The organism is Pseudomonas sp. P5_B3 (genome assembly GCF_056400405.1).
In genome coordinates this window covers 314,485-340,364 of record NZ_JBFULI010000002.1, presented here as the reverse complement: position 1 = coordinate 340,364, position 25,880 = coordinate 314,485, and the positions used below count along the sequence as shown (strand labels likewise).

Genomic DNA, 25,880 nt, shown 5'->3' with positions numbered 1-25,880 from the left:
CATTCTTTATTGTCAGAGGTCTTCATCATGAGCATTTCGAAAAAAGTCATCGTAATCACCGGCGCATCCCAAGGTCTCGGCGACGGTATGGTCCAAGCCTTCCGTGAACTCGGTTACCGGATCGTCGCCACATCGCGCTCGATCAAACCGTCCACCGATCCGGACATTCACACCGTGGCCGGTGACATCGGCGAGCCGGAAACCGCCCAACGCGTCATCCGTGAAACGATGTCCCGTTTCGGTCGCATCGACACCCTGGTCAACAACGCCGGCATCTTCATCGCCAAACCGTTCACCGCGTACACCGCAGAAGACTACGCCAATGTGTTGTCGGTGAACCTCAACGGCTTCTTCTACATCACCCAACTCGCCATCGCCGAGATGGAAAAACAGGGCAGCGGCCACGTCGTCAACATCACCACCAGCCTGGTGGACCACGCCATCGACGGCGTGCCATCGGTGCTGGCATCGCTGACCAAGGGCGGCCTCAACGCGGCAACCAAATCCCTGGCCATCGAATACGCCAAGCGCGGGATTCGGGTGAACGCAGTCAGCCCGGGCATCATCAAGACCCCGATGCACGGCGAAGAAACCCACGCCGCACTGGGCAATCTGCACCCGGTCGGGCACATGGGCGAGATCGATGATATTGCACAAGCGGTCGTGTATCTGGACGGCGCCAAGTTCGTTACCGGCGAAATCCTGCATGTGGATGGTGGTCAGAGCGCGGGGCACTGAAAGCGCTTTTCCAAACTCCGGAAACAACAAAGCCCTCGTATTGCTACGAGGGCTTTGTTTTGTATGGTGCTGGCACCAGGAATCGAACCCAGGACCTGCTGATTACAAGGGAGCTGCTCTTAATCTTAAAATCAAGGAGTTATGAGTTTTCTTATTACGTGACGCACCCTGCAAGCTCGCGTTTTTGGATGGTTCCTTTCGGCTTATTACGTAACTGCGAACGCTAATCTTCCTCCCAAGGGAAAGCCTGCACTTGACCCACATCGACTCTGTAGTCCGCTGTGGCTATTTCCACCTCGACGTCCCATTCTTGAGGTGCGGAGCCGGCTTGTACATTCGAGCAGGTTAGAAACGCCGTGACTTCAATGTCTTCTTCGCTTTCGACGCTGTCTCCGCTGAGCTCCACCTCGTCCCGATCGATCGAGTCCCAGATAAAGGTCGTCACTGAGGTAGAGACTTCAACTCTCACTGATGCTGTGACTTCGACTAACCACGTACCTGGATCACTTGCGTCATGCCAAATTGCGGTTTTTTCAATTAAAAGATCGTGATCCGCGAACTGGACATTTGATATCTCTCCTTCCACCCGGTCTCCGGTGTCCGAGTAAATGTCCCCCACGTCCCATGTCGCATTACCAACATGGTCTACGAGCGCATCGCTTAATTGAGAGCGTAGCGGCGAGCTGGCGTCTTCAATAGCTTCCAGAATTGCAGTTTGAATTTGAGCGGCGAGCTCGCCTGTAGCGGTAAATAGCGTTGTGAGCTCTTCTAAAGTTTTCACGCAATACAGGTGTTCGGACTGAGAAGCGAAAGCTTTCCATCCACCATCATTTGATACAACGATTCCTATAGCGTCGTTATCTACTGCGTAAGTCTCTAGCACCAATAGTGCGGCAGCGTCCGGGAACTCAGATTTTTTTGCGTTCTTCGTTTCAAAGGGGGCTTCAACAGCAAAATATCTACGGAAGAGCTCACTCAGAATGCCGTCGCCTTCCGTGGGCAAGATTCCTCCACGACACCTTTCAGCGTAGTCCTCCACTTGTTTACGGAAATACTCACGTGATGAGTCTGCTGGAGCGAAGCCCATGAACAGATCGCTGACCTGATCCATCGGAAGGTCGGTTTTGCGCTTAAGATTGTCCGCTGCGCTCTGAAGTTCTTGGATGGTTTTTAGTACGGGAATCATCAAGTGACTGACCACTTCGTTGGCCACTACATCTGTGAGCTGCAACTCCATGCTGGAAGGGAGCTGTCTATGGAGTTGGTTCAGAGTGCCTGCTCCGAAATTGTACCCAGCACCCTGAATGACATCAGTGTCGATCGAAAAAAAACGGATCTCCCCGTCCCATAGCTGAGCTGGGGTTGGCATTCCGTCTGGCATGGTTCTTCTCCTGGTTGAACTCAGTGYGGTAACAGTAGCGTTCTGTCCTACTCCACACCTGATATTTAATCTGCTGACGGCGATACTATCGGAATGCTCAAGTCGTAGACGTCCATCATTTTCGCATCACGGTGACCACTGGCTTCCTGTTTGTCTGCTCTGGTGCCCGTCGTATCAGTGATGCCGCGCCGTTTCAAGTCATGTAGAGCGAAGCGGTCTTCTGGATCAATGTTTCCTTCTGCGATTGCCAGCGTGATGAATCGCTGCCAAGCGGTGTCGAGACTTGTTTTGCGAAGCGGGCCACCGTGGTAGGAAAGGGGACGGATCTATTTTCCTTATTAAAAATGGGGTGTCTGCGTGCAGTGGTGCTAGCTTTGAACACAACATCTACTTGCTTGCTAATGCTTCGGTATCGAGCTAGTACCCACCTCAAGGAAAACCCGTAATGGATCTACACCACGAGTTTGAGAGCAGCAAATTCTTCAACCGCGCCCGAATCGATCGACGCGCCGCCGATGCCTTGGTCGGGTTGGCCGCTGGGATTACGGCCGACGGTGTTGTGAACATCACGGAAGCGGTTTTTCTAAAGCAATGGTTGGAAAACAATCTCGCGCATCTGAACGATCCGGTGATCAATCTGCTGTATTCGCGTTTGGCGTGCATGCTTCAGGACAATGCTCTAGACATGGATGAGTCCCTGGAGCTGCTTAACATTCTGCGTGGTTTTTCTGGAGTGGGCATTGAGAGACCAAAGGTTGGCGGTGCTGTTGCTGTTACTCCTACGGACCTTCCTTTCAATTCACCGATCCCTGATTTGGTGTGGGACGGCCGGATGTTTGTATTTACTGGTGTCATGGCCTTTGGGCCGCGTAAGGATTGTCAGGCGCTGGTCGAAGAACGAGGTGGTTTGATTGGGGGCAGTGTGAGCAAGAAGGTGCATTACCTGGTGGTTGGTAGCGTGGGTAATGAGCAGTGGCGCCACAGTACTTATGGAACGAAGATCATGAAGGCAGTGGAGTTGCGTGAGGCGGGAGCTTCGATTGCCATTGTGGGTGAGGATCATTGGCAAAAGATGCTGTTTGGTTGAGGTTGCTTCGTTGTTGGTGTTTTGGGAAAGGCACCCTTTTGTCTTGGCCCGCAGATCGTCGGTGGGTTTGACGGCCTCATCGCGAGCAGGCTCGCTCCCACAGATTCCGGTGTGTGGACAAAAAAGTGGACGCTCCAGAAACAACAAAGCCCTCGTATTTCTACGAGGGCTTCGTTTTGTATGGTGCCGGCACCAGACGAACGGTATGTTTCGGCGAGAGTAGGTTTTTCGGGCATCTGGAGTTCGCTGGAAAATTCGGCGTACCCCAACTAGTAACTATAAACAAATCAGCTAGTTATGGCGTTCGGTGGAATCGAACTCGGGATTTTTTAGATGTCAGCACGTTGTCGGTCTGCAAGTAATTCAGAGCCGCATACGGAATGGTAAACCTCCCGAATTCGAACGTTGATGATCATCCCCTCCGTCGAGAATAGGTAGGAATCCGCCAAAAGCTGCCGTGGCGACAGGCAGCCGACGGCCAAAAGCAGTCACTAGCGAACGATATTGAATGACACAGACCCACCGGTCACCGGCCGATAGCTGAAGAGTAAAAGCTGCTAAACGCTACAGCAGTGATCTAGAAGATTGTGACAGGCGTTTCCAGAGGTTACTCTTGAAATAAACCTGTATAGCTAGCGAAAGGATTTGCAGACATGGCTCGTTTGGCCCACGATTTCAAGTCAATACTCGGAATTATTGTTGCCACTTTGCAAAATCGTATCCAGGAAGGCAAGTTGGATGCCAATGCGGTTCATTCGGCTACAAACAAACTTGCAGAGCATCTTTACAAGTACGACACCGGATTGTTCCCAGCACTCCCTTCTGACTATCCCTGGGCTATCCCGGAACTTGCGGCACCCGAGTCGCTGGCGGAGGCCTTGCTATGGAAGATGGGCAAATGGAACATATACAAGTCTTTTGCGGCTTACTACAGCAGCCCTTCGAGTTTGCCGAAGAGCACTGACTCTGTCTTTTACGCATTTGCTAAACATCTTCAGAATCCCGAAAACCCAATCTACGACCAACACGCACTCCGTGCGCTTTGGGCCATAGATGCCAAGCTAACACCGGATCAGGCGAACATCTGCTACAGCCTATTAGTCAAAAGAGACGGTACATGGAAGCTTATCATCAGTGGATCGAAAACAAAGGCTGGCTACGACCTTTACATTGAACGCATCACTGCGCTGGCGAAAGATGGTGTCACGCTAGGTGATTTGGACAGGCTACTCATGCCGCTCGGCCAAGCATTGAAAGGTAACATGGCAAATGTATCCGAGTTTCGCAATCTCGTAGGCTTTCGCGATTGAGTATTTGCCAAAAGTAACCAGGAAAAAATAGCGCTGACTTATTGCACATTACTGTCTAGTGGGCGCAATGAACAGCCGCCATATTCAATACATGGAATTAATAGATGAAATGCATTATTTGCAACAAAGAAAAACAAGTACATGAGTTCTCGCTAGAGCATATATTCCCCCAAGGCTTAGGCGGAGCGCAATGCTCTGAAGAGTTCAAAAGCCGCCGTGTATGCCGCAACTGCAATTCGACAATGGGGCTTTTTGTGGATGCCCCGTTGATAAAAGGATTTTTGGGGCAAAACAACATGGCAGAGGCTGCCCTACACTATTTCGACCCAGACAATCTCAGAGTCATACCTCTTCGATACTTTGGGCATGTCAAGAATTTGCTTCTGGACGAGCAGTTCACGTGTGAGCTTTGGTTAGGAACAATTGGAGGGCTAGTTTATCATCGACGGAAAAGTTCAGATCCAAGGTATGATTGCTACGCTGGAGGCAACCCAATTAACCTTAAAAAATCTGGAGGCGAGGTTTACGTATTTACTCAGCATCAAGATGAATTCTGGAATATGATGTTTCTTGTCTCTGTGCGAGAAAAATTCAAGACTTCAAGATTGATATCTGGAAACGTGAGCCTGCCCGCTGATCCAGATTATTTTTCACCCCCGACAAACTATGAAAAAAAATTCCTAACTCAACTTCAGTCCAAGCAGGGGGAAGAGCACGAAGTCACTATCAAAACACTGCAGGGCTTTGAGCAAAGATTTCTATGTAAATTTGCACTAACATACGGGCATAATAAACTCGGGGATAAATTTATTGATAGCGCTCATGCTTTAAATTTGCGCAATGCTCTGTGGGAAATTAATTCAGACAAAAGAAGATCTTTCGGCATCGCTTTTAGCGAACTAGTATCAGTGGACGATGACGAAGAATGGGGGCACCTTGCTTGGCCCGGCGTACACACCATTACCATACTACCTGAGCCAGATAGATTACTAGCATTGATTTATTTGTTTGGTAGGCAACTCATGACAATAACCGTATCAGATGCGCCTGACTTGTGGCGGGAAAAGATAGTTGCTTCAGAAGTTCATGTGATCTGCCAGACTCTTGGTCATTATGCCGGGCCTTTTTCAGTAGATGATTTTGTGGCCCACCGCTCTGACGGAGAAAAAATTCCTGCCCTTTGGGAAATTGATTCGAAAGAGTTTGATATTGCAACCCTCCCCACTTTCGACGATCTTCAAAGCTAAATACTAAAAATAGAAAGCTAGCAAAACGATTCGGCAAATTAAGCCGGCAACTGTGTTCCTTAAGCAGCTGGTTGCGACTGGCGGCTGTTGAACGCCTACCGATTGAATTGCTAACGTAGGCACGTTTTCTGGTTGCTCTTACCCGATTCTGCCATAACCAGCGTGCACTTCGGGTTGGAAGTGGTCGCTCATGAATGTCTGCCTCTGGCCGAACGCGGTCGGTTTCTACCGGCAGTAATCGGCCAAAAACAGACCATGGACACGCGGCTAATACGCCAGTAATGTGTGCCCAAGTCATGTCGTTTTTCCTCCTCGCCTCATGTCGCGCTTCTAGCGCGACACTCAAGCTGAACAAGGAATTACTCATGGACAAGGAAGGTTATCAGACACAAGCGGCGGATAACATTACGCCACATGTGTCGGCTAATCATATTTAGCCTTAAGCATCACAGGGAGAAGTGTGTGAAGTTCGAGTTTGGAGACCTGTACAAATTAATTGTTTCTCTTGGGGTGATCATAATTTCCATCTCGGTTCTGGTTCCTTGGCTCTTTCTAAAAGAGTCCTTTGACTTATACAAATCGGAAGCCGATTTGAAATCCGTCACCAGCGTTGCTCACGCAGCAATCCTTGGCAGGCAAGAGGCTGTGGCCTTCATCGTCAAATTCATTCCGTGGTTTTCCGCCATCGGATGTATTTGCGGGTCAATTTTTGTTTTCGCTGGCCTAAAAAAATGGCATGCAAACCAACTGTTGCTAGATGAGCAAACTAAAGTTGAAATTGAGCTTAAAAAACAGTCTTTGCGAGATGCAACCAAGGACGAGATCGCACTCTCTGCGGCTCGAGACATGCACGCACTTGCTCCTGATGAAAGTCACACAACGAACTATACGCTTAGCGCTTTTGAGGCCAGCTATGCTCAGACAGAGAGCTCAGTGGCAAAACGCCTCCAACATATTTATGCCGGAAAGTATGAGGTCGAATCGAACAAAATGGTAGCCGGCGTTGAGGTGGACGTATTGCTGCGAGGTCGAAGCTGGCTGACAAAAGACTACATCATAGAAATCAAAACTATTCGTCGCGGCTTCAACTACGGGTGGCTCCGTGAGTCCTTTCTGAAGAATATTTACGCAAAAAAACATCTACGCACAAGCCACTAGTCGAATTCCAAATACTTTGTTGCTGATCGTCACGGAGTTTAAGGGTAACTTTTCTGAAAAATACACTTCTATGCTCGAAAAAATCTCAACGGAGGGCCTCGGAAGAAAGGGGAAAGACTTGGTTGTTATGATCGACAAGGAAGAACTTCAGAGCTTGCCCACAGATCAACTTCAGAAGCGCCTTGGCATAAACGCCTAACAAATGGCACAAGTCGCTCGTTCCGCTCGTTCCGGGCCGGCTAAAGCCGGCCCCTTAACCAAGCGCTAGTTGGCATCTTCCTCCTGATTTATCAGTTACGGTAAAACCTAGGTATTAACCAATGAAAAGCATCAATATAATCTCTCTTGTGCAAGCTTATAAAAGCCTTGACCCTGCTGAATATAGTTCTTATATGAAGCACTATGGCATAGACATAAATAATAATGAAGTTGAAGATCTGGAAAGATTCGCATTAAGCATGTACAAAATTTTACCATTCGTGAATATATTTGATGTTTTTTTTGTAAGTTATAAAATACAGCATATTAGTAAAGAGTTTGATTTATTGCGCTTCGGTGATAACTATATTTTGAATATTGAACTTAAAAACAGTAGCACAGAGGTAAAAATTAAAAATCAACTAATAAGAAATAAATATTATCTTGGCCATATAAATAAAGTCGTTCACAATTTTTCTTTTGTTGTTAATACAAATACACTTTATAAGCTCGACAGCAAAAATGATCTTGAGGTGGTTGACTTTAGCTTGTTGACACAGCTATTAACGAATCAAAATTTATTGAAGATAGAAAATCCTGACGAACTATTTAATCCATCGGATTATTTGGTTTCGCCTTTTAACTCCACGGATAAATTTACTAATAATCAATATTTTTTGACTGGCCAGCAAGAAACTATAAAGGGTAAAATCCTTAAAGTGCTTAACAAAGGCGCGTCGGATTTCATTTCAGTTAATGGTGGGCCAGGAACTGGCAAAACATTATTAATATATGACATAGTTAAGTTGATCAAAGATCAAAAGCGCACCCTGATTGTACATTGCGGAAATCTGAATGAAGGGCATATTAAGCTAAACAGGTTAGGCTGGAATATTATACCCATAAAGAGTTTGAAAAACTATGACTTGAAAAATTTTGATTTGGTTGTTATTGATGAAACCCAAAGAATATATGCAACTCAATTCGATCAGTTGATTGCTAATGTTGCAGCGAGCAATACAGTTTGCATTTTCTCATATGATAAGCAACAGACTTTATCTTCAACAGAGGCTAGAGCGGATATTGAGGGAAAAATCAATGCTGTTGTAGGTGTATCTAAATTCAGATTGTCAGATAAAATTAGAACCAACAAGGAAATTTCCAGCTTCATCAAGTTGCTATTTAATAATCAGCGAAACGATATTGCTTTTTCTAATTGCGGCAATATTGACTTTAATTATTTCACAGATTTGGTGACTGTCAAAAACTATATTCAACTGGTAAGTAATGATGGGTGGGAAGTACTTAGGTTGACTCCATCACTACACACGGCCGAGCATCATGAATCGTATTCGGATGTTTATAGCAAGAATTCACATGCAGTAATCGGGCAAGAGTTCGATAATGTCGCTGTTGTTATGGATGAATATTTCTCTTATGACAGTTCAGGGTCATTAATTTATCAGTCACGCACATATTACGATTCGGTAAAAATGCTATTTCAGAACATTACGAGAACCAGAAAGAGATTAAAATTAATTATAATAAAAAACAAGCAGGTGCTAGGCAGATGTTTATCTATCTTGGAGTAATAGTATAAAAGGCAACTAGTAAGTCGTTCAGGCACCGCTTCGACGCTTCGCGCCTACGTTGAACAGATTTTAAGTCACGGCGTTATGGTTTTACTGCGAAAAAGTATTCCATAAATCCACAACTTAAAATCTGTCACTGAACTCGGTGTTGGTCAGCGTGCGCAATGGATCAATAACTGCCTCCCGTGACAGACTGCTTATGACCGTTTTCTTACCTTCGTTTAGAGGTTGAACTACCAGGATTTTCCTAAGCGATGAGTGAGTAATTGCATGGTCAGCAAATAGTAATAGCGCGTCGATTGAGTGTGCTGGTTTAGGTGGTGATTCAAAAACCACGCAAGGTGTTTTCTCTGCCAAGTCCATGGATTGTCGCGTTGCCAGCGCTCAGCGATCGCTGTTTGGATGGTCTTCGCCTGACGCAGGTGGCGTTGGTGCGTGGTATGCGACCCGGTCAGGACGCCCGCCAGGAACAGATCCATATCGAATGCCGTGCTCATGCGCGACCACCAATGTAAGCGGCCACCACGACGATACGGTTGTGCCCCAGCTCATAGCTGATTTGTACTCGGGCTTCCTGATCGAGACGTCGGTCGAGTTGATAGCAATGGCCACCGTTGATGGGGGCGGGATGGTGGGTGATTTGCTCATAGCGTTCGCACGCATAGGCTGCCCGCAATTCGTGGAAGCCTTTGAGGTTGTACTGATGGAGGATGTCCCGTGCAGGACGGACGATTCCCCGTTGGAAATCGAGGTAGGTTTCGTTCGGTGCAAGTAGGTTGCGGCTACCGTCGGGTGAGACCTGTTCGGCGAATTTCAGCGCCTCGCGAATATGATCATCCGCCCTGATCCAGCGAGGTGCCGAGGCACCTGAACGGCCCCCTTTGGTGCCATCCTGGATGTTGATCTTGCCGTAGTGTTCGGCCTCACGTTTTAAGCGCGGTAAGTCGGCCAAAATGGTCTCGCGCAGGCGCATGCCGGTGGCTCGCGCCAACTGAGCGATGGCCGCGGCGCGCGGCATTTGGTGTTCGTAGAGCACGTCGACGATCCGCTTCACGTGTTCGCGGTCTTGGCCTTGCGGCACCGAGAGACGAACACTGGTGCGCTGCATTCCCAACGCCTTGCTCGGACTCTGCACTTTCACATATTGATCACCGCGAAGCGCTGCCAGGGTACGGTTGACGCTGGACAGTCGGTTTTGCRCGGTGGCGATGGCGAGCTCACCTTGTTCAACTTGCTGACGCAGATGTCCGGCGTAGTCCAGCAAGGTCTGCCGATCAATTTGTCGCGCATCGTTAAATCCTGGCCCATTCTCGGAGCGACACCAGCGTACAAACGCCTGCCAGCGATCACTGTGCGCCTTGACCGTGCCGTAATGTCCGCAGCCAAATAGATCTTTCAGCGCTTGCGGTCCTGCATAGCTCAGCTGCCGCCCATATCCAAAATTCCGCCCGTCCCGTCTACCGACCAGTGCCATGATCAAACTCCTCTCGAAGCCAAACCTTTAAAACCATCCCCACGTCGTCCCGCCACGAATGTTGAGTGTTATCAGGGATCAAGGCCCCTGCGACCTGTGAGGGTTGTCCACTAACGCGGGACTGACGGCTCTTTACGACCGGGAGCTTGGGCATCTCATGATCTGGCCTCCTGAACACCGATAGTGGTGGGCGGGTGGAGGCTGCACTGGCTGACGAGAGCAGCGCCGCGAGATCCTGAGTCGGGTGAAGGCAGTGATGCGATTACCGGGGCGTGCCTGACTGTCAGTCAGGTGCAGTCCATTCCTTGGGCTGCGGCACCATCATCTGCATCGCTGTTGCTGGTGACTTCGGTGTTTGTCACGCCGATTGTCACGAGGGGAATGCCGCAAAGCCTTGTCCAAGTTGGGCTGCAGCAGCGGTAGGAGCGCCCGTCTCTTTCCGGAAGAAAGAGACGGGCGCAGGTTGTCGCAAGGAAATGGCCAAGCGGGTAGGTTGCTGCAGAACAGCTAGGAAGGGGTGTGAGTTGCCGCAGTGGGCACACTGGTAAAAGTAGGCATCCATCACATCGCTGTGACCGTGCGAGCCGCCGGACGCTAATCGCACTTTGGGTGAACCACCACGGTATGGCGTAGCCTTAAAGGTTCTGGCTACCTGGGTTGCTGTCAACGACAGCGCTTTGCCCGATCTTTTCTACGCCTGTGGATAATTCGGGTCAAGGCTCGAATTTTCGGGGATTCTGCGGCTGTGGATGAAATTATCCACCGGTGGAAATCAGTGGTTTTCCACAGACAGTTGCGTGGGCTTTAGATTTTTTAAGTGAGGTCCATCCAAGCAGGGCGGCTTTGCAGCCCTGCTTGGATGGACCCGCGTGGAAGGGCGGACTGCGGTGATCTCACAGGCTTACCCACGTTTGGATGCGCCACGGCTATTTTGTAGGGCCGTGATGTTGTCGCCGACTGGGTGAGCGAATTCGTGTGGCGTCACATGCCCATGGCGGTTGGCGTCGATGTAGTTGCTCCACCACGCCATGATCAGCCGGCGCTGCTCCAGAAATTCAGCTTTGTGGATATACGCGGCGCGCACGCGGTTGCGTTCCTTGTGGCTCATTTGTCTTTCGATGGCTGCGTCGGTCCATAACCCGGACTCCAGCAGAGCGCTACAGGCCATGGTCCTGAAGCCGTGGCCGCACACGTCCTTGCTAGTGTCATAGCCGACGTTACGGAGCATGGTGTTCACCGTATTCTCGGACATGGGCTTCCAGTACTTGTGGTCGCCCGGTAGCACCAACTCTGAAAAGCGACTGAGGCTTCGCAGGCGCTCCAGTATTTCGATGACCTGCGGCGATAGCGGAACCATTTGAATGTCGCCGTTCATCTTGGTCCCACGTGTGGAGTTGCGTACCCCTTCAATCGGTGCGCGCGTATCGGGAATTTCCCACATGGCGCGTTGTAGGTCGAACTCACTCCATCGAGCGAAGCGCAGTTCGCTGGAGCGGACGAATACATGCAGAGTCAGTAGCACAGCAAGGCGCGTTAGCTCGCGGCCGTTGTAGTTGTCGATACGGTGTAGCAATTCGGGTAGGCGGTTGAGGGATAGGGCCGGACGATGGATTGTGCGTGGCGCGTGAATCGAGCCTGCCAGATCCAGTGCAGGATTCATGGTGATCTGCCGAGCCCTTTTGGCCCCGCGCATGATGGTGGATAAGTAGTTCTGTACCCTTAACGCCACATCCATGGTGCCGCGTTCCTTGATGCGCTGGGTGATCTCTAGCAGGTCATGGGTATCGAGTTCAGCGATGGGTCGTTGGCCGATCAGCGGGAAGACGTGGGTACGCAGTCGGCTCATCACGGTTTTTGCGTGTCCTTCGGTCCAGCGACGGGACATGTCGGCGTGCCACTCCAGAGCAACGGTTTCGAAAAGCAGTGCCGCCCGCTGGGCTACGATCTTGGCCTTCTTCTTTTCTTCCATGGGGTCGAGGTTGTCGAGCAGCAATGCCTTGGCTTCGTCTCGCTTACGTCGTGCGACGGAAAGGGTAACGATGGGGTAATTGCCGATGATGAGCGTACCTTCCTTGCCGCTGGGCTTGGTGTACTTCAAGCGCCAGGTCTTCACGCCATTGGGTTTGACGAAAAGGTACATGCCGCCGCCGTCGAACAGTTTGTAGGCGCGTTCGCGGGTTTTGGCCGTGCGGCATTGCAGGTCGCTGAGAGGGATCGCTAGACGTGGCATAGGGGTACGCGCTCCTGACCGGAAAATCGCAGTACCCCTAACATACCCTCGGGGAAGGGGGATTTTGTTGGATCCCGACAGAGGGTCCTGGAACGAAAAAACCCGCCAAAGGGCGGGTTTTCGGGGCTTCCAGAGCATTCGGTGGAATGCAATGGAGCCTAATGTGGTGCCGGCACCAGGAATCGAACCCGGGACCTACTGATTACAAGTCAGTTGCTCTACCATCTGAGCTATACCGGCGTGTCAGGGCGACGATTATAGCGATTGGTTGGCTTCTGTAAACCCCTGAATTCTGACTATTTTTGCACGGGCTTCAGGTCAGGCGCGCAGCAGGGTTTTCTTGAGTTTCTGAATGGCTTTCCAGGTTCGACTGTTTTGCATTGCGCGCAGCTGTGCTTCGGCCTGTTCGGCGCGTTGCAGGGCGGCGGCGAGTTGGTGTTCGGCGTCGCTGACGGGGTGGCTGAAGTTGTGGCCTTTGCAGAACTGGAACTCGTCCAGGTTGCACGGCGGGATGTCGAAGGCGGGTTTGAGGTTCAGGTGTTCTTCGGCGAGGTAGTAGGTGTTGATGCCGTCGAACAGGATGGATTGGTAGCCGGCGTCGGTGACGAGGTTTTCCCAGGTCTGGTCGCGGGCCCAGGGGGTTTCGATGAGGATTACCCATGGTCGCCATTGGCTGAAGTCCATGCCGCGCAGGACGGTTTCTTCGTGGCCTTCGACATCGATTTTGAGGAAGTGAATGGCGCGGCCCCGGGCGTGTTCTTCGCAGATGGAGGTCAGGGTGCGGGACTTGATCGTTTGGCTGCGCACGTCCATGCCGGCGTCTTTGTGCATTTTGGCCATGGCCGGGTCGAGGGTCGAGAGGCCGGTGCCGGCGATGCCGTAGAAGGTCAGGTCGTCAGCACTTTCCCCAGCCGCGCACTGCAGGTTGGTGTCTTTGGGACGTTGCTGGCAAAGGGCTTCGTAGTAGTTGGGCATCGGTTCGACGTTGATGCCGGTCCAGCCGCGGTCGTAGAACGCCTTGGTGACCGAGTCATGGGTGGGATGGTTCGCCCCCACGTCGATGTAGAAGCCGTTCTCGACAGTCTTGAGGGCGCGCCACAGGCGTATGTCTTCGAAATTCTGTGCATAAGAAATGAAAGTCACTGGCGCATCCTGTCGGAAGAATGTTCTTGTTCGTGGCCGCGCATGCTGGCGCCCTGGCGTTTGTGTATATCAAGAGAAGTGCAGCGGTGCAATTTCCCCTGTCAGCGGTCCGGGATTAGGCATTTATGTCGTTTTCATTAAATGCTTATGCACAATGCCATCGGCAGCGCACTGGGTTTAGGTCGAATTTGTGGATCCGTTCTCATTTGTCCGCAAATACTTGTTTTTTCGATTTTTTATCCGGGTGTACAAAAAATGAACAGTATGGTTTAAGCCCTGAAACAGGCGTGGATATTGGATCCGTGATAATTCCATCAACAGAGTTATCCACAGGTCGGATGTGTTTAAGCGCGTTCGGCCAGGAGCAGGAAATTACGCGGCGTGAGCGGGGCGTCGCAGAAGGTGCCAACGCGGACGCTGTAACCCTGTTCGGCGAGGAAAAGTGCCCGGTCAAGGACCAGCCAAAGTTCCAGCGGACGTCGGAACAGTCCCCGTAGTAGCTCAAGGTTGCGCACTTCGGCCAGTCGCTGCCAACCGGAGGCTTCGAGGGCTGACCAATCTTGCGGGCCGATTGTGGATATCTCTTTAAGCGCGGCCAGGTGATGGCAGTAATCGGCGAAGGGTTTGTCCAGCCAGGCGCTGGGCAGAGAAGGGGTTGGCAGGTACTCGTCCATGTCGCGCAGTTGCCGTTGCAGCAAGTCGAAGCCCAGACGCCGGGCCATGGAGGTGTCGCGTTGACGTCGCACGCGGGCACCGGCGGTAACGGTTTCGCTCATGGGCAACGCGAGGTCGTCGAGGGAAAGCTGTAAGCCGGAGCCTTTGGCGGCCGAGGAAATTGGCGAGTATTTGGCAAGACCGATCCGGTTGTAGCAGCACGGCGCAATGGCGATTTGTTTGCAGCCTGTTGCGCTGGCGAGTTGAATCAGTCGCACATGCAAATCACCGCAGGCGTGAAGCGCGACGGGCGTGTGATACGCACTCAGTAAAGATGCTGCGTCTGCCGCGAGCACATCCTGTTCGATATGCAGTGCGTGCAGGTGATGACGTTGGCTGAGCGCCTGGCCGCTGGTGACCAGTGCCGGGTCGTATTCCAGGCATGTCAGTTGTTGCCCCGCTTGCAGCAGGCGGCGCCCCAGATGTCCCTTGCCCGAGCACCAGTCCAGCCAGTGCCGCGGTGCCTCGGAAAACTGCAATCGACTGGCGAAGGCTTCGATCTGTTGCCATTTGCGCCCCGGCACATCGACGTTCAACCGATGGCCGGCCGCTTCGAGTGTGCGTGCGGGCAATTCATCCACCGCACTCAAGGCAACGGACATCCTTGCCAGGCAAGCAAAGGGTTCCGGTGCATCTAGAAGGGCGGGTTGGTTGTGAGCGTTTTCCGCGTCTTCCAGCGTTCGTTCACGTAGCCATGCGGCTAACTCCGGGTAGGACGCTTCCCAGGGTAGCTGCAGATGAGTGAACGGGCGAGGTTTCCACAGGCCCTGATGCTCTGTCAGAAAAGCATCCAGCGCAGTGAAGCGGGCGAGCAGGACCTCGCCCGTCAACACGCCGGTATCAACGCCCTTGGCAGGCATCGACGCGCAGCCAGCGCTCCAGCAGCTTGAAGCCGCGCACCAGCACATAGGCCATCACCAGGTAGAACATGCCGGCGGCGAAGAAGATCTCCACCGGCAGGTAGGTCCGGGCAATGATGGTGCGGGCCATGCCAGTCAGTTCCAGCAAGGTCACGGTGCTGGCCAGGGCGCTGGCCTTGAGCATCAGGATCACTTCGTTGCTGTAGGCCGGCAGGCCGATGCGCGCGGCACGCGGCAGGATGATGTAGAGCAGCGCTTTGGGTTTGGACATGCCCAGTGCCCGTGCCGCTTCGATCTCGCCCGGTGGAATGGCCTGAATGGCGCCGCGCAGGATCTCGGCGATGTAGGCCGCTGTGTGCAGGGTCATGGTCGCCGTGGCGCACCAGAACGGATCGCGCAGGTACGGCCACATCGAGCTGTTTCGAATCGCGTCGAACTGCGCCAGGCCGTAGTAGACCAGGAACAGCTGAACCAGCAACGGCGTACCACGGAAAAAGAAGATGTAGCCGTAGGGAAATGCCCGCACCCACCACAAGCGCGACGAGCGGGCGATGCCCAGTGGAATGGCCAGCAGCAAACCGGCGATCACGGCGATGGCCACCAGTTCCAGGGTCAGGGTCGCGCCCTGGGCCAGTCTCGGCAGCCACTTGATGATGACTTCCCAGTTCATTGGGTGCTCCTCGCGAAGCCGCGAGCGGCGCGTTTTTCCAGGAAGTGCATGCCGGTCATCGCCAGAACCGTCAGGCCCAGGTACATGAACGCGGCCACCATAAAGAAGGTGAACGGCTGTTTGGAGACGGTCACGCCGATTTGCGCATGACGCATGATTTCTTCCAGGCCGATCACCGACACCAGCGCGGTGTCTTTCATCAGGATCATGAACAGGTTGCCAAGGCCGGGCAGGGCGATGCGCCACATCTGCGGCATGATCAATTTGGTGAAGATGCGCCATTTCGACAGGCCCAAGGCCACGCCGGCTTCACGATGGCCTTTGGGGATGGCGAGGATCGCGCCGCGAAACACTTCCGTGGCGTAGGCGCCGAAGCACAGGCCCAGTGCAATCACGCCGGCGGCGAAGGCGTTGAGTTCGAGGTCGGGGTTGCCGAAGAACTCGCCCAGGGCACGCATCAGGTTGACCGTGCCGAAGTAGATCAGCAGCACCCAGAGCAATTCAGGGATGCCGCGAACCAGGGTCGAATAAGTGCCGCCAAGCCATTGCAGCGGCTTGTACGGGGAAGTCTTGGCCAAGGCGCCGAGCAGACCGAGTACCAGCCCCAGGCACAGGGCCGAGAGTGCCAGTTTCACAGTCATCAGCGCGCCAGCGGCGAGCGCCGGGCCGAATCCGTAGAGGTCGATAATCATGGATTTCTTTTCAAATCGCGGCAGGCAAGGCCGAGAACCGGCGCCATCAGGCGCCGGTCTGGCAGGTCAGTATCAATAGATACTGAACGGGAAGTACTTGTCGTTGATCTTCTTGTAGGTGCCGTCAGCGACGATTTCTTTGAGCGCGCTGTTCAGCTTCTCGCGGATCGGGTCCTTCTTGCGCACGGCAATACCGATCTTGTCGCTTTCTTCCACCGGGTCGCCCTTGAACTCGTAGGCACGGCCAGCGTCGCTTTTCAGCCACTCGTAGTTGACGTACTTGTCGGCCAGGATGGCGTCCAGGCGGCCGGAAGTCAGGTCGAGATAGGCGTTTTCCTGGGTGTCGTAGAGTTTGACTTCAACGCCCGGCATGTTGTCTTCCATGAAGGTGCCTGCCAGGGTCGAACGCTGGGCGCCGATCACCTTGCCTTTCAAGGAGTCCTTGTCAGTTTTGAAGTCGACGTCTTTCTTGGCGACGAACTGCAGCTTGTTGGAGTAGTACGGATCGGTGAAGTCCACCGCTTGCTTGCGCTCGTCGGTGATCGACATCGAGGAGATCAGGAAGTCGAACTTCTTGGCGTTCAGGGCCGGGATGATGCCGTCCCAGTCGGAGGTCACGACAGTGCACTCGACTTTCATCTTGGCGCACAGGGCGTCGCCGATCTCTTTGTCGAAGCCGACGACATTGCCACTGGCATCTTTATTGTTGAACGGCGGGTAAGCCGCTTCGATGCCCATCTTCAGGGTTTCGGCCATGGCACCGGCGCTGAACGCCAGGGTGACGGCGGCAGCCAGGAAGACCTTTTTGCAGTTCTGCATGTGGATAGCTCCGTTAGCGGTTGCTGGACATGAATTGTTTGCAGCGTGCCGAAAGCGGGTTTTCAAACACCTGCTGTGGCGATCCTTGCTCTTCTACCAGGCCCTGGTGGAGGAACACCACTTCGCTGGAGACCTGACGGGCGAAGCCCATTTCGTGGGTCACGAGCAGCATGGTGCGGCCTTCTTCGGCCAGCGCGCGGATGACATTAAGTACTTCCTGGACCATTTCCGGGTCAAGCGCGGAGGTCGGCTCGTCGAACAGGATGACCTTGGGCTGCATGGCCAGGGTGCGGGCGATGGCCGCGCGTTGTTGCTGGCCACCGGACAGTTGCGCCGGGTAGGCATGGCGTTTGTCGGCGATGCCGACCTTGGCCAGCAGGGCTTCGGCGACTTCGATGGCTTCGGCCTTGCTCTGGCCGAGTACGCGGCGCGGAGCTTCGATGATGTTGTCGAGCACGCTCATGTGCGGCCACAGGTTAAAGTTTTGAAACACAAAACCGATTTCGCTGCGCAGGCGATTGATCTGCTTGCCGTCGGCGGCCACCAGTTCACCGTTCTTCGCGGCCTTGAGCTTGAGTTCTTCGCCGGCGACCAGGATCTGGCCCTGGTGCGGGTTTTCCAGCAGGTTGATGCACCGCAGGAACGTGGACTTGCCGGAGCCGGAGGAACCCAGGATCGAGATCACATCGCCGTCGCGGGCGGTCAGCGAGATGCCTTTGAGCACCTCCAGCGAACCGTAGCGTTTGTGCAAGTTGCGGATTTCAAGCGCGGGCGTGGCCTCAGCCATGTGCGTTCCTCATATATGTTGCGCTCCTGCTGTTGGCGGCCTTCCTGGCGAGGCGGCCAACCTAGCATAGCGTTTCAATGGCAGCCAACAGCGCTACGGACGGTAAACGGCTGGTGTGTGGCAGGTTGTCGCATCGGCGCAGCAGACTGTCGCCCCATCAACAACCGAACAGTCGTTTGAACCTTGCCTGTCGGTAAAAAGCGCGGTGGCTGCCGCAAAAAAAGGCGCGATGTTGCCAGCTTTGACAGGGTGTTGGAAGCGCTATCCGGCCAAATGCACCGCTTGTGCACTTTTAATGTGCGCGGAGCCATTTTCAGGTGTGTTTCCGGTGCGCTGATTCACCACACAACGTGGGTCGCAGGGTAACGCTCTGGCGAAGTGCCATTAAATTCAATGGGTTGCGATGATCGTCCGGTCTAGACGAGATCGCCGGGCTAGAGGGTTATGAAATATTTTGGCGCAATTATTGCGTGCAGAATACAGAACGCCCCGTTGGCTTCTTTTTACGAGAAAGATCGCCGAACGGGATGCACGCATTCGCTTCTCCTTACAAAGGTAGTTTTAATGAGCAGTATCCAAAGCTCTAATGGCCTCGAACAGGGGCTCAAACCGCGCCACGTGACCATGCTGTCGATTGCCGGGGTTATCGGCGCCGGCCTGTTCGTTGGCTCGGGTCACGCCATCGCCGCTGCAGGTCCGGCTGTTCTGTTGGCTTACGCCGCCGCCGGTATGTTGGTGGTGTTGGTGATGCGCATGCTCGGCGAAATGGCCGTTGCCTCGCCGGACACCGGCTCGTTTTCGACTTACGCCGACCGCGCGATCGGTCACTGGGCCGGTTTCACCATCGGCTGGTTGTACTGGTGGTTCTGGGTGCTCGTCATCCCGTTGGAGGCCAACGCCGCCGCGACCATCCTGCATGCCTGGTTCCCTGGTGTGGACATCTGGGCCTTCGCTCTGGTCATCACGATGCTGCTGACCGTGACCAACCTCTTCAGTGTAAAGAACTACGGTGAGTTCGAGTTCTGGTTTGCCCTGATCAAAGTGTTGGCCATCATCGGTTTCATTGTTCTGGGCCTCATGGCGATCTTCGGCTTCCTGCCGGGCAGCCAGGTCAGCGGCGTTTCCCATCTGTTCGACACCCAGGGCTTCCTGCCAAACGGCATGGGCGCAGTGTTGGGCGCGATCCTGACCACCATGTTCTCCTTCATGGGCACCGAGATAGTGACCATCGCGGCCGCGGAATCGAAAGATCCGGGCAAGCAAATCTCCAAGGCCACCAACTCGGTGATCTGGCGGATCGGCTTGTTCTACCTCGTGTCGATCTTCATCGTCGTTGCCCTGGTGCCATGGAACGACCCGATTCTGGCCAGCCTCGGTTCCTACCAGACTGTGCTTGAACGCATGGGCATCCCGAATGCCAAGATCATCGTCGACATCGTGGTGTTGGTCGCCGTGACCAGCTGCCTGAACTCGGCGCTCTACACCTCGTCGCGGATGTTGTTCTCCCTGGGCAAGCGCGGCGATGCGCCGGCGATGTCCACCCGTACCAACAAAAGTGGTACGCCTTACTGGGCGGTGATGCTGTCCACTGGTGCCGCGTTCCTGGCAACATTCGCCAACTACGTGGCCCCGGCTGCGGTGTTCGAATTCCTGCTGGCCAGCTCCGGCGCCATCGCATTGCTGGTGTACCTGGTGATTGCGATTTCGCAACTGCGCATGCGTAAGCAGCGTATAGCGCGCGGGGAGAAAATCGCCTTCAGCATGTGGCTGTTCCCGGGCCTGACCTACGCGGTGATCGTCTTCATCGTTGCGGCCCTGACCATCATGCTGTTCCAGGATGCCCATCGTGTGGAAATTCTCGCGACCGGCTTGCTCAGTGCCCTGGTAGTAGCGACCGGCTTGCTGGTGGCTCGCCGTCGCAAACTGGAACAGCGTGGCGCGGTGGTGCTGAACTGATCCATACCGCGTAACGCAAAACGGCCGCTGTCAGTGATGACGAGCGGCCGTTTTTGTTTGAGTCGATTGTTCCGTATTCAGTCGACATCAACCCAGTCTTCTACGCGTAACCCCGGAACGCGCTCGAACTCCCGCAGGTTGTTGGTGATCACGATAAACCCGCGTGAGCGTGCGTGCCCGGCAATCATTTGGTCGTACGGGCCTATGGGTGTGCCGGCCTTTGCCAGCTCGGATCGAATCATTCCGGTGTGTGCTGCAGCTTCGTTGTCGAAGGGGAGGACTTCAAGCCGGGCGACGAAACCCTCGATGACCGCCAGGTTTTTTTCGGGGGCTGCTGATTTTTCAGCTCCGTAGATCAGTTCAATCAACGTTATCGCACTGATGCACAGTTGGCCGTGATGACGATTGAACGCCTCCCGTACCACCTGTGGTTTGTTCTTGATGGTGAAGATGCAGATGTTGGTATCGAGCATGTACTTGATCATCAGAACGACTCACGCTCCTGATCGGCGGGTTGCTCGCGATCGGTCATGAAGTCTGCCGTGATACTTTCGCCATCGAACCAGCTGTCCCAGGTTTCACCGGCGGGCGTGATGATGCGGCTTCGACCGACGGCAACGACGTCGACTCGTTTCACGTCGCTTGGCATGGCTACAGCTTTCGGCAGGCGAACGGCCTGGCTTCGATTGCTCATGAAAAGGGTTGTCTGTTCCATTTGGACCTCCTGCGCTTTTGCTGGCGCGATGAGTCAGAAGGATAGGTTTTGTGTTGGATATGTCAATGGGATATACGAGGTGCCTGACGGAAGGAAAGTGCTCGATTCAGAGCCAAAAAAAGGCCGCTGTCAGTGATGACGAGCGGCCGTTTTTGTTTGAATCGTAACCTTTATTCGGCTTTTTCTTCCGGAGCTTCCAGCGACTCGCGGTAGACATCCAGCGCAGCGCTGAAGTCAGCAATGAACTGCGGCTCGCTCAGCCATGCCTGGGCGGCGTCGCGGTCCATGCCGTCGGCCCACATGCGGTAGTCGATCAGCATGTCGGCGGCCAGGTGGGTGGCGGCCATGCCTTCGTCGTCGGCGTTTTCCATGTCCAGCAGTTCTGGATGGTCGATGATGATAAAGGCGAGGTTCGTCAGCAATACCGAGAGCATTTCGCTGCGGCTGACCGCTTCGGCGTCGCGCATTTTGCTGAACATCGCCAGGGTGTATTCCGGGATCGGTTCGGCGAGGTGGCCAAGGTCATCGTCCAGCGCGGCGGGTTTGCGGCCGTGGATATTGATCTGCTTGGCTTTGGCTTTTGCACGCTTGGCGCGTTTCTGTTGCTTGTTCAGGGAGGCCATGGGAACTCAGTTCGGTTTCTGTTGGGTTTGCGCGGCAATGGCGTCGGACGCCGCCACGTAGTCAGCCTGGAAGGCCGGTGATTCGATCCATGCCAGGGCGCCGGCTTCGTCGGTTTCAGCGGACCATTGGCGATATTCGATCAGCGCGGCAAGGATGAAGTCTGTCGCTGTTTCCTCACCTTCCTGCTCCAGTACCAGTGCGATAAGCGGATGTTCCAAAAAGGCCGCGCACATGGCTTGCTGGCTGATTTTTTGTGCGTCGATCATCTCTTTGAACATGTCGGTCAGGTCCACCGATTCGAAGTCGATGCGATCGTCGTTCGGGTCCAGTTCCACCGGTGCAGCAGCCCGCTGGGTGCGGTTCTGCTTGGCCTTGGCCTTGGCGCGGGAGGCGCGTTTTTGCTGCTTGTTGGCGGAGGCCATGGGCGTCGTTCCGTATTCGTTGAAAGGGCAAAAGGCCCAGGGGGCGTTAAAAAATAGTTTTCGCGGCGTGAAAAMTAATTGAGAACGCCCCCTAGCTGCATGGCACTCGCCGCCCGGGGGTATCGGGGGTCAGTTCGCCATTTTGCAGCCAGGCCAATGCAATGGGCCATAGTGTGGCTTGGTATGCGCTGCGAAAAAAGGCGAAATGTCCGACTTCTTCTTCGCCGATGTCTTCAGGGTGGATACGCAAGTGGGAGTTTGTGCTGCCGGTAAAGTAGCCGAGCAGGCGTTCGATGGCCGGGATCGTGCCGTAAGGGTCGTCGCTGATGCTGATGGCCAGGGTTTGCGCAGTGACACCGGCAAAGGGCAACTGCCCGGTGGTTGTGCTGATCGCGCGGCCGCTGGCGCGTTTTTCGTAACGGGCAGTGGAGAGGCTCCAGTCACGGACCACGCCGGCGGGTGTGTCTTCCAGCCAGCCAAGGCGTTTGCCCGGAAAGTAGCCGTAGATCATCGTTACCAGTGGCATCAGTACATGCCACTTGCCGAACATGCGCCAGCGATGGGCCGGCGCATAGTCGCGCCAGTAGGCGAATTGCGCACCGACCGTCACCAGACGCCGGATCAGGTGCCCGGACGCCCCCAGGCCCGCTGCACAGCCGCCAAAGCTGTGGCCGACCACATCGATAGGCTGCCTTGGGAACTCACGCTGTGCGCGCTTGAGCATCGCCTCGAAATCCAGCGCTCCCCAATCGGTCCACGAGGCTTGAAGCCCCTTGAGCGATGCCGGCCGAGACTCGCCGATGCCGCGGTAGTCATAGGTGATGACATCGAAGCCGTGGGCGAACAGGTAGTCGGCGAAGCGCGAGTAATGGCGACAACGGACCGAGGTGGCGGCATTGATGATCACGACCGGACGAGCGGCGTCCCGAGAAGGGTGTCGCCAGGTGAAGCCACCGAGGATGAAACCGTCCGAGGCGGTTTCCTTGAACGATTTGCCGGGGGTGGTATCCGGCAGCGGCAACTCGATGGAAGTGGGGGCCAGTGGAGGCGTGTCCTGCAAATTCATCGGCGTCAGACCTTTGCGGGTAGCTGCCAACGATAGTCTTGATGCCGTTGATGAACAATCCATTCACCTCAACGCAATGATTGATCGAGCAGCCGTTCTTCAAGAGCCGCCCGTTCCCGATCCAGTTCGTTACGCAGTTCTTCCTCACTCGGCAGGACAAGCTTGTACTTGTTGGCGAGCAGTTGCTCGTTTCCGTCCTGCACGGAGTAACGCACCACGGATTCATCCTTTTGCGCACAGAGAATTATGCCGACGGTGGGGCTGTCTTGCGCGCTACGTTTGAGGTCGTCGTACATGCGCACGTACATGTCCATCTGCCCCACATCCTGATGGGTCAGTTCACCGCGCTTGATATCGAAGATGACGAAGCACTTGAGCAAGTAGTTGTAGAACACCAGGTCGATGTAGAAGTCTTTGCTGTCGGTACTGATGCGTTGCTGGCGGGCAATGAACGCAAAGCCCTTTCCCGGTTCCAGCAAGAAGCCCTGCAATTGTTCGATCAGCGCTTGTTCGATCTCGCTTTCCTGAAGTTTGCCTGCATTGGGTAAACCAAGAAACTCCAGTACCACCGGGTCACGGATGAAATCCCGAGGGCTGGCCTTCATGTTTTGAATGTTGGTGGCGGCCTCCTGCTTGAGACTGCCGCGATCGCGGCTCGCCAGCAGACGTTCGTAGTACAACGTATTGATCTGGCGCTCCAGGGCGCGGCTTGACCAGTTTTGGGTGGCTGATTCGTTCATGTACCAGAGACGAGCGCTGTCGTTGTCGACCCGAAGCAGGCGGCGGTAGTGGGTCCAGCTCAATTCGTGACGCAGTGCGTCACGAATTGGAAAGGCTTGATAGAACAGGCGCATATACCGAAGGTTGGAAGCGTCAAATCCCTTTCCGAATTCAGCAGTTAGCGCTTTGGCCAAGGTAGACAGTAACTCTTTGCCATACCTCGCCCGTCGTGCGCCGTTCTGTTCGAACTCAACGATGTGCCGACCAATTTGCCAACAGGTTTGTACCTGAACGGTATCGACCGCCCGAAGCACCTTCTGACGTGCCTGATGGATCAATTTGCCAAGGTTGCCAAGCAGTGATGCCAGATGTGGGTCGTGAGTGTCGTTGGATGTGAGGGCCGTCATGAGGTCTTCCGCAGCAGGTTGAACGGCGAAAGAGCATGACAAGTGAGCACCCTTCGAAGATGCCGGGAGTTACTGAGAAACAGGCAGGAAATAACGGGTTCTGCGGCAGGACGGGTCTGAGTCTGGGCGAGGGTTGAGGAACAAGTGGCGTAGTACGTTTCGTACTCAGGCCAAATCAATCCAAGACCCCTCCCACCAACAGGAAATCCAATGGATGTAACGATTGGGTACTGCAGAACCCGGGAGTCGTCATCATGAAATACCTCCATTCACTCCTGTTGCCCCTCACCGCCGTCAGCCTTGACGGGTCGGGGGAATGAATACATTCCGGATGTGAGCGTCGTCATCCAGCAGGCCCGGGGCCAGAAACGACAAAACCCGCGATCCCGGTGATGGATACGCGGGTTTTTTCAAATGAAGATTGAGAGTCTGGCGACATTGAGTGGGTGCATCGTCAGATCCCAGGCAAAAGGAAGCGCTGGTCATCACCGGGTGATGATCATAGCGAAGCCAGTGTCTGGATGAGTGCAACGCGTAAAGGGTTGGTTTCTACGCTCAGCAGCTTGATGGCCAAGGCGCAGCAGACCACGATCAACATAGGTTTGATCAGCCGTGGTCCGACCCGAACAGCGGCCCGTGCACCCAATTGAGCGCCGACGAAGGCTGCCAAAGCCATGGCAATGGCTACCGGCCAGATAATCACACCTTTGGTGATAAAGACCGACAGAGAACCGAGATTGCATGAGGCGTTGGCAAGTTTGGTAAAACTCATGGCCCGCATCATGCCCAAGCCGCAGAGCAGTACGAATCCGACGATAAAGAAAGAGCCCACACCGGGGCCAAATATACCGTCGTAGAAGCCAAGAATCGGCGCCACGCTAAACGAAAAAAGCAGAATGCCGATTCTCTTGCGTCGATCTTCATTGGCCAGCTTTGGTGAGAGCGCAAAATAGATGGCCACCAGTATCAGCATGATAGGCACGCAAACTTCCAGGTAGCGCTTATCAATGGAGCTGACCAGCAAGGCACCACTGGCGCCGCCAATAAATCCGCAGATAACCAGGAAACGGCCTTCGCGCCACTCGATCATTCCTTTGCGAGCAAAGGTAACAGTTGCCGAAACAGTTGCCGAAGCGGCCTGGAACTTGTTCGTGGCAATCGCACTGATGGGATCTACCCCAGCCAAAAACAGTGCCGGCAATGTTATCAGTCCGCCCCCACCCGCAATCGCATCAAAAAAACCGGCGCAGAACGCCACGAGCGCCAATAGGCCAATTACATCCCAAGACATCCCAATCCCTCTTTTACAATTATTGGCAAGTCATCCACGTGACTGGCCACTCAACAGTCAGGACGTGTGGCAAAAGTCAGCCCTGCAGCCTCAACGGGACTTCTGAAATAACGATAGGAGACGAAAATTTCGACAGGCCAAAAATGCCCATTCTGTGCAAACCGACGATCAGCGTATGTCGCCCATTTCCGTTAAAGCATACGGAGCATTCTGACAGACCAGGGACAACCAGGAATTACTGATATCCGATGCCTGAAGGCTTTTCGGGGCTCAGCCCCGGCAACCGTTACAGGCACTTGCTGGCGTGGCGAGAGGAGGTGGGAATTGTCGCTTCGATGGTGGCTGGAGCAGTGCCTCGTCAAATCGCAGGCATAAAAAAACCCTGAATCTTGCGATTCAGGGTTTTCGGTATTTGGTGCCCAGAGACGGAATCGAACCGCCGACACGGGGATTTTCAATCCCCTGCTCTACCGACTGAGCTATCTGGGCAACGGGGCGCATTAAACGGGTTTTTCAGGGGGTCGTCAAGCAAGTTTTCAAAAAAAATTTAATTATTACCGTCGCTTACGTTCCGACCCC

24 protein-coding genes, 2 tRNA genes and 1 pseudogene are annotated in these 25,880 nt (G+C 54.0%); 7 read left to right on the top strand and 20 right to left on the bottom strand.

The window, feature by feature from the left end:
- Positions 1 to 27 precede the first annotated feature (27 nt).
- Positions 28 to 738: an SDR family NAD(P)-dependent oxidoreductase gene (locus AC1DRN_RS02765; protein WP_457265707.1), complete on the top strand. Its 711-nt coding sequence runs from the start codon at positions 28 to 30 to the stop codon at positions 736 to 738.
- Positions 739 to 961: 223 nt separating this feature from the next.
- On the opposite strand, the gene AC1DRN_RS02760 is transcribed toward AC1DRN_RS02765, so the two are convergent.
- Both AC1DRN_RS02760 and AC1DRN_RS02755 read right to left on the bottom strand, forming a co-directional pair.
- On the bottom strand, positions 962 to 2,119 hold the full coding sequence (locus AC1DRN_RS02760) for a PIN domain-containing protein (RefSeq protein WP_457265706.1): 1,158 nt from the start codon (positions 2,117 to 2,119) through the stop codon (positions 962 to 964).
- Positions 2,120 to 2,184: 65 nt separating this feature from the next.
- Positions 2,185 to 2,427: pseudogene (locus AC1DRN_RS02755) on the bottom strand (site-specific integrase); the annotation flags it as partial.
- A gap of 137 nt (positions 2,428 to 2,564) precedes the next feature.
- On the opposite strand from AC1DRN_RS02755, the gene AC1DRN_RS02750 reads away from it, so the two are divergent.
- The 5 genes from AC1DRN_RS02750 to AC1DRN_RS02730 all read left to right on the top strand — a co-directional run bounded on the left by AC1DRN_RS02750 (position 2,565) and on the right by AC1DRN_RS02730 (position 8,711).
- Positions 2,565 to 3,206: a BRCT domain-containing protein gene (locus AC1DRN_RS02750; RefSeq protein WP_457265705.1), complete on the top strand. Its 642-nt coding sequence runs from the start codon at positions 2,565 to 2,567 to the stop codon at positions 3,204 to 3,206.
- A gap of 653 nt (positions 3,207 to 3,859) precedes the next feature.
- Positions 3,860 to 4,516, top strand: a complete 657-nt coding sequence (locus AC1DRN_RS02745) for a hypothetical protein (protein WP_477786620.1) — start codon at positions 3,860 to 3,862, stop codon at positions 4,514 to 4,516.
- Between the two features lie 104 nt (positions 4,517 to 4,620).
- Positions 4,621 to 5,763 (top strand): HNH endonuclease, encoded by a 1,143-nt coding sequence (locus AC1DRN_RS02740; RefSeq protein WP_457265704.1) that lies wholly within the window; start codon positions 4,621 to 4,623, stop codon positions 5,761 to 5,763.
- A 462-nt stretch (positions 5,764 to 6,225) separates the two neighbouring features.
- A complete protein-coding gene (locus AC1DRN_RS02735) occupies positions 6,226 to 6,921 on the top strand; it encodes a hypothetical protein (protein WP_457265703.1) in 696 nt (231 codons plus the stop codon).
- Between the two features lie 320 nt (positions 6,922 to 7,241).
- Complete coding sequence (locus tag AC1DRN_RS02730) at positions 7,242 to 8,711, top strand: DNA/RNA helicase domain-containing protein (protein ID WP_072445778.1); 1,470 nt, start codon at positions 7,242 to 7,244, stop codon at positions 8,709 to 8,711.
- Positions 8,712 to 8,944: 233 nt separating this feature from the next.
- Here the strand turns inward: AC1DRN_RS02730 and AC1DRN_RS02725 are convergent, their stop codons facing one another.
- The 10 genes from AC1DRN_RS02725 to AC1DRN_RS02680 all read right to left on the bottom strand — a co-directional run bounded on the left by AC1DRN_RS02725 (position 8,945) and on the right by AC1DRN_RS02680 (position 18,100).
- Positions 8,945 to 9,208: a hypothetical protein gene (locus AC1DRN_RS02725; protein ID WP_457265702.1), complete on the bottom strand. Its 264-nt coding sequence runs from the start codon at positions 9,206 to 9,208 to the stop codon at positions 8,945 to 8,947.
- Positions 9,205 to 10,185 (bottom strand): integrase domain-containing protein, encoded by a 981-nt coding sequence (locus tag AC1DRN_RS02720; RefSeq protein ID WP_477786619.1) that lies wholly within the window; start codon positions 10,183 to 10,185, stop codon positions 9,205 to 9,207. The genes AC1DRN_RS02725 and AC1DRN_RS02720 overlap by 4 nt, the downstream gene beginning before the upstream one ends.
- A 901-nt stretch (positions 10,186 to 11,086) precedes the next feature.
- Positions 11,087 to 12,415 (bottom strand): tyrosine-type recombinase/integrase, encoded by a 1,329-nt coding sequence (locus AC1DRN_RS02715; protein WP_169390144.1) that lies wholly within the window; start codon positions 12,413 to 12,415, stop codon positions 11,087 to 11,089.
- 164 nt (positions 12,416 to 12,579) lie between these two features.
- A tRNA-Thr gene (locus tag AC1DRN_RS02710) sits at positions 12,580 to 12,655 on the bottom strand.
- A gap of 78 nt (positions 12,656 to 12,733) precedes the next feature.
- Positions 12,734 to 13,558, bottom strand: coding sequence for an FkbM family methyltransferase (locus AC1DRN_RS02705; RefSeq protein WP_457265700.1), 825 nt, complete (start codon positions 13,556 to 13,558; stop codon positions 12,734 to 12,736).
- Positions 13,559 to 13,902: 344 nt separating this feature from the next.
- The gene (locus AC1DRN_RS02700) at positions 13,903 to 15,132 is read right to left on the bottom strand and encodes a methyltransferase (protein WP_457265699.1); all 1,230 of its coding nucleotides are present in this window, start codon (positions 15,130 to 15,132) and stop codon (positions 13,903 to 13,905) included.
- A complete protein-coding gene (locus AC1DRN_RS02695; protein WP_223457877.1) occupies positions 15,113 to 15,802 on the bottom strand; it encodes an ABC transporter permease in 690 nt (229 codons plus the stop codon). Before AC1DRN_RS02695 ends, AC1DRN_RS02700 begins: the two co-directional genes overlap by 20 nt.
- Positions 15,799 to 16,494: an ABC transporter permease gene (locus AC1DRN_RS02690; RefSeq protein ID WP_008046524.1), complete on the bottom strand. Its 696-nt coding sequence runs from the start codon at positions 16,492 to 16,494 to the stop codon at positions 15,799 to 15,801. The genes AC1DRN_RS02695 and AC1DRN_RS02690 overlap by 4 nt, the downstream gene beginning before the upstream one ends.
- A 72-nt stretch (positions 16,495 to 16,566) precedes the next feature.
- Positions 16,567 to 17,313: an ABC transporter substrate-binding protein gene (locus AC1DRN_RS02685; RefSeq protein WP_457265698.1), complete on the bottom strand. Its 747-nt coding sequence runs from the start codon at positions 17,311 to 17,313 to the stop codon at positions 16,567 to 16,569.
- Between the two features lie 13 nt (positions 17,314 to 17,326).
- On the bottom strand, positions 17,327 to 18,100 hold the full coding sequence (locus tag AC1DRN_RS02680; RefSeq protein ID WP_007972784.1) for an ABC transporter ATP-binding protein: 774 nt from the start codon (positions 18,098 to 18,100) through the stop codon (positions 17,327 to 17,329).
- A 564-nt stretch (positions 18,101 to 18,664) separates the two neighbouring features.
- On the opposite strand from AC1DRN_RS02680, the gene gabP reads away from it, so the two are divergent.
- Positions 18,665 to 20,056, top strand: a complete 1,392-nt coding sequence (gene gabP, locus AC1DRN_RS02675; protein ID WP_457265697.1) for a GABA permease — start codon at positions 18,665 to 18,667, stop codon at positions 20,054 to 20,056.
- Between the two features lie 77 nt (positions 20,057 to 20,133).
- Here the strand turns inward: gabP and vapC are convergent, their stop codons facing one another.
- From vapC to AC1DRN_RS02635, 8 genes are all read right to left on the bottom strand, one after another.
- Positions 20,134 to 20,541, bottom strand: coding sequence for a type II toxin-antitoxin system tRNA(fMet)-specific endonuclease VapC (gene vapC, locus AC1DRN_RS02670; RefSeq protein WP_457265696.1), 408 nt, complete (start codon positions 20,539 to 20,541; stop codon positions 20,134 to 20,136).
- Positions 20,541 to 20,771: a type II toxin-antitoxin system VapB family antitoxin gene (gene vapB, locus AC1DRN_RS02665; protein WP_056725827.1), complete on the bottom strand. Its 231-nt coding sequence runs from the start codon at positions 20,769 to 20,771 to the stop codon at positions 20,541 to 20,543. Before vapB ends, vapC begins: the two co-directional genes overlap by 1 nt.
- A 170-nt stretch (positions 20,772 to 20,941) precedes the next feature.
- Positions 20,942 to 21,394, bottom strand: coding sequence for a hypothetical protein (locus AC1DRN_RS02660; RefSeq protein ID WP_223457869.1), 453 nt, complete (start codon positions 21,392 to 21,394; stop codon positions 20,942 to 20,944).
- 6 nt (positions 21,395 to 21,400) lie between these two features.
- Positions 21,401 to 21,817 carry a hypothetical protein gene (locus AC1DRN_RS02655; RefSeq protein ID WP_008046520.1) on the bottom strand — a complete coding sequence of 139 codons (417 nt, stop codon included), beginning with the start codon at positions 21,815 to 21,817 and terminating at the stop codon, positions 21,401 to 21,403.
- 91 nt (positions 21,818 to 21,908) lie between these two features.
- On the bottom strand, positions 21,909 to 22,883 hold the full coding sequence (locus tag AC1DRN_RS02650) for an alpha/beta hydrolase family protein (protein WP_457265695.1): 975 nt from the start codon (positions 22,881 to 22,883) through the stop codon (positions 21,909 to 21,911).
- A gap of 68 nt (positions 22,884 to 22,951) precedes the next feature.
- On the bottom strand, positions 22,952 to 24,010 hold the full coding sequence (locus AC1DRN_RS02645) for a PDDEXK nuclease domain-containing protein (RefSeq protein WP_223457867.1): 1,059 nt from the start codon (positions 24,008 to 24,010) through the stop codon (positions 22,952 to 22,954).
- Positions 24,011 to 24,509: 499 nt separating this feature from the next.
- Positions 24,510 to 25,301: a TSUP family transporter gene (locus AC1DRN_RS02640; RefSeq protein WP_223511754.1), complete on the bottom strand. Its 792-nt coding sequence runs from the start codon at positions 25,299 to 25,301 to the stop codon at positions 24,510 to 24,512.
- A gap of 413 nt (positions 25,302 to 25,714) precedes the next feature.
- Positions 25,715 to 25,790: transfer RNA gene (locus tag AC1DRN_RS02635), tRNA-Phe, on the bottom strand.
- Positions 25,791 to 25,880: the final 90 nt, after the last annotated feature.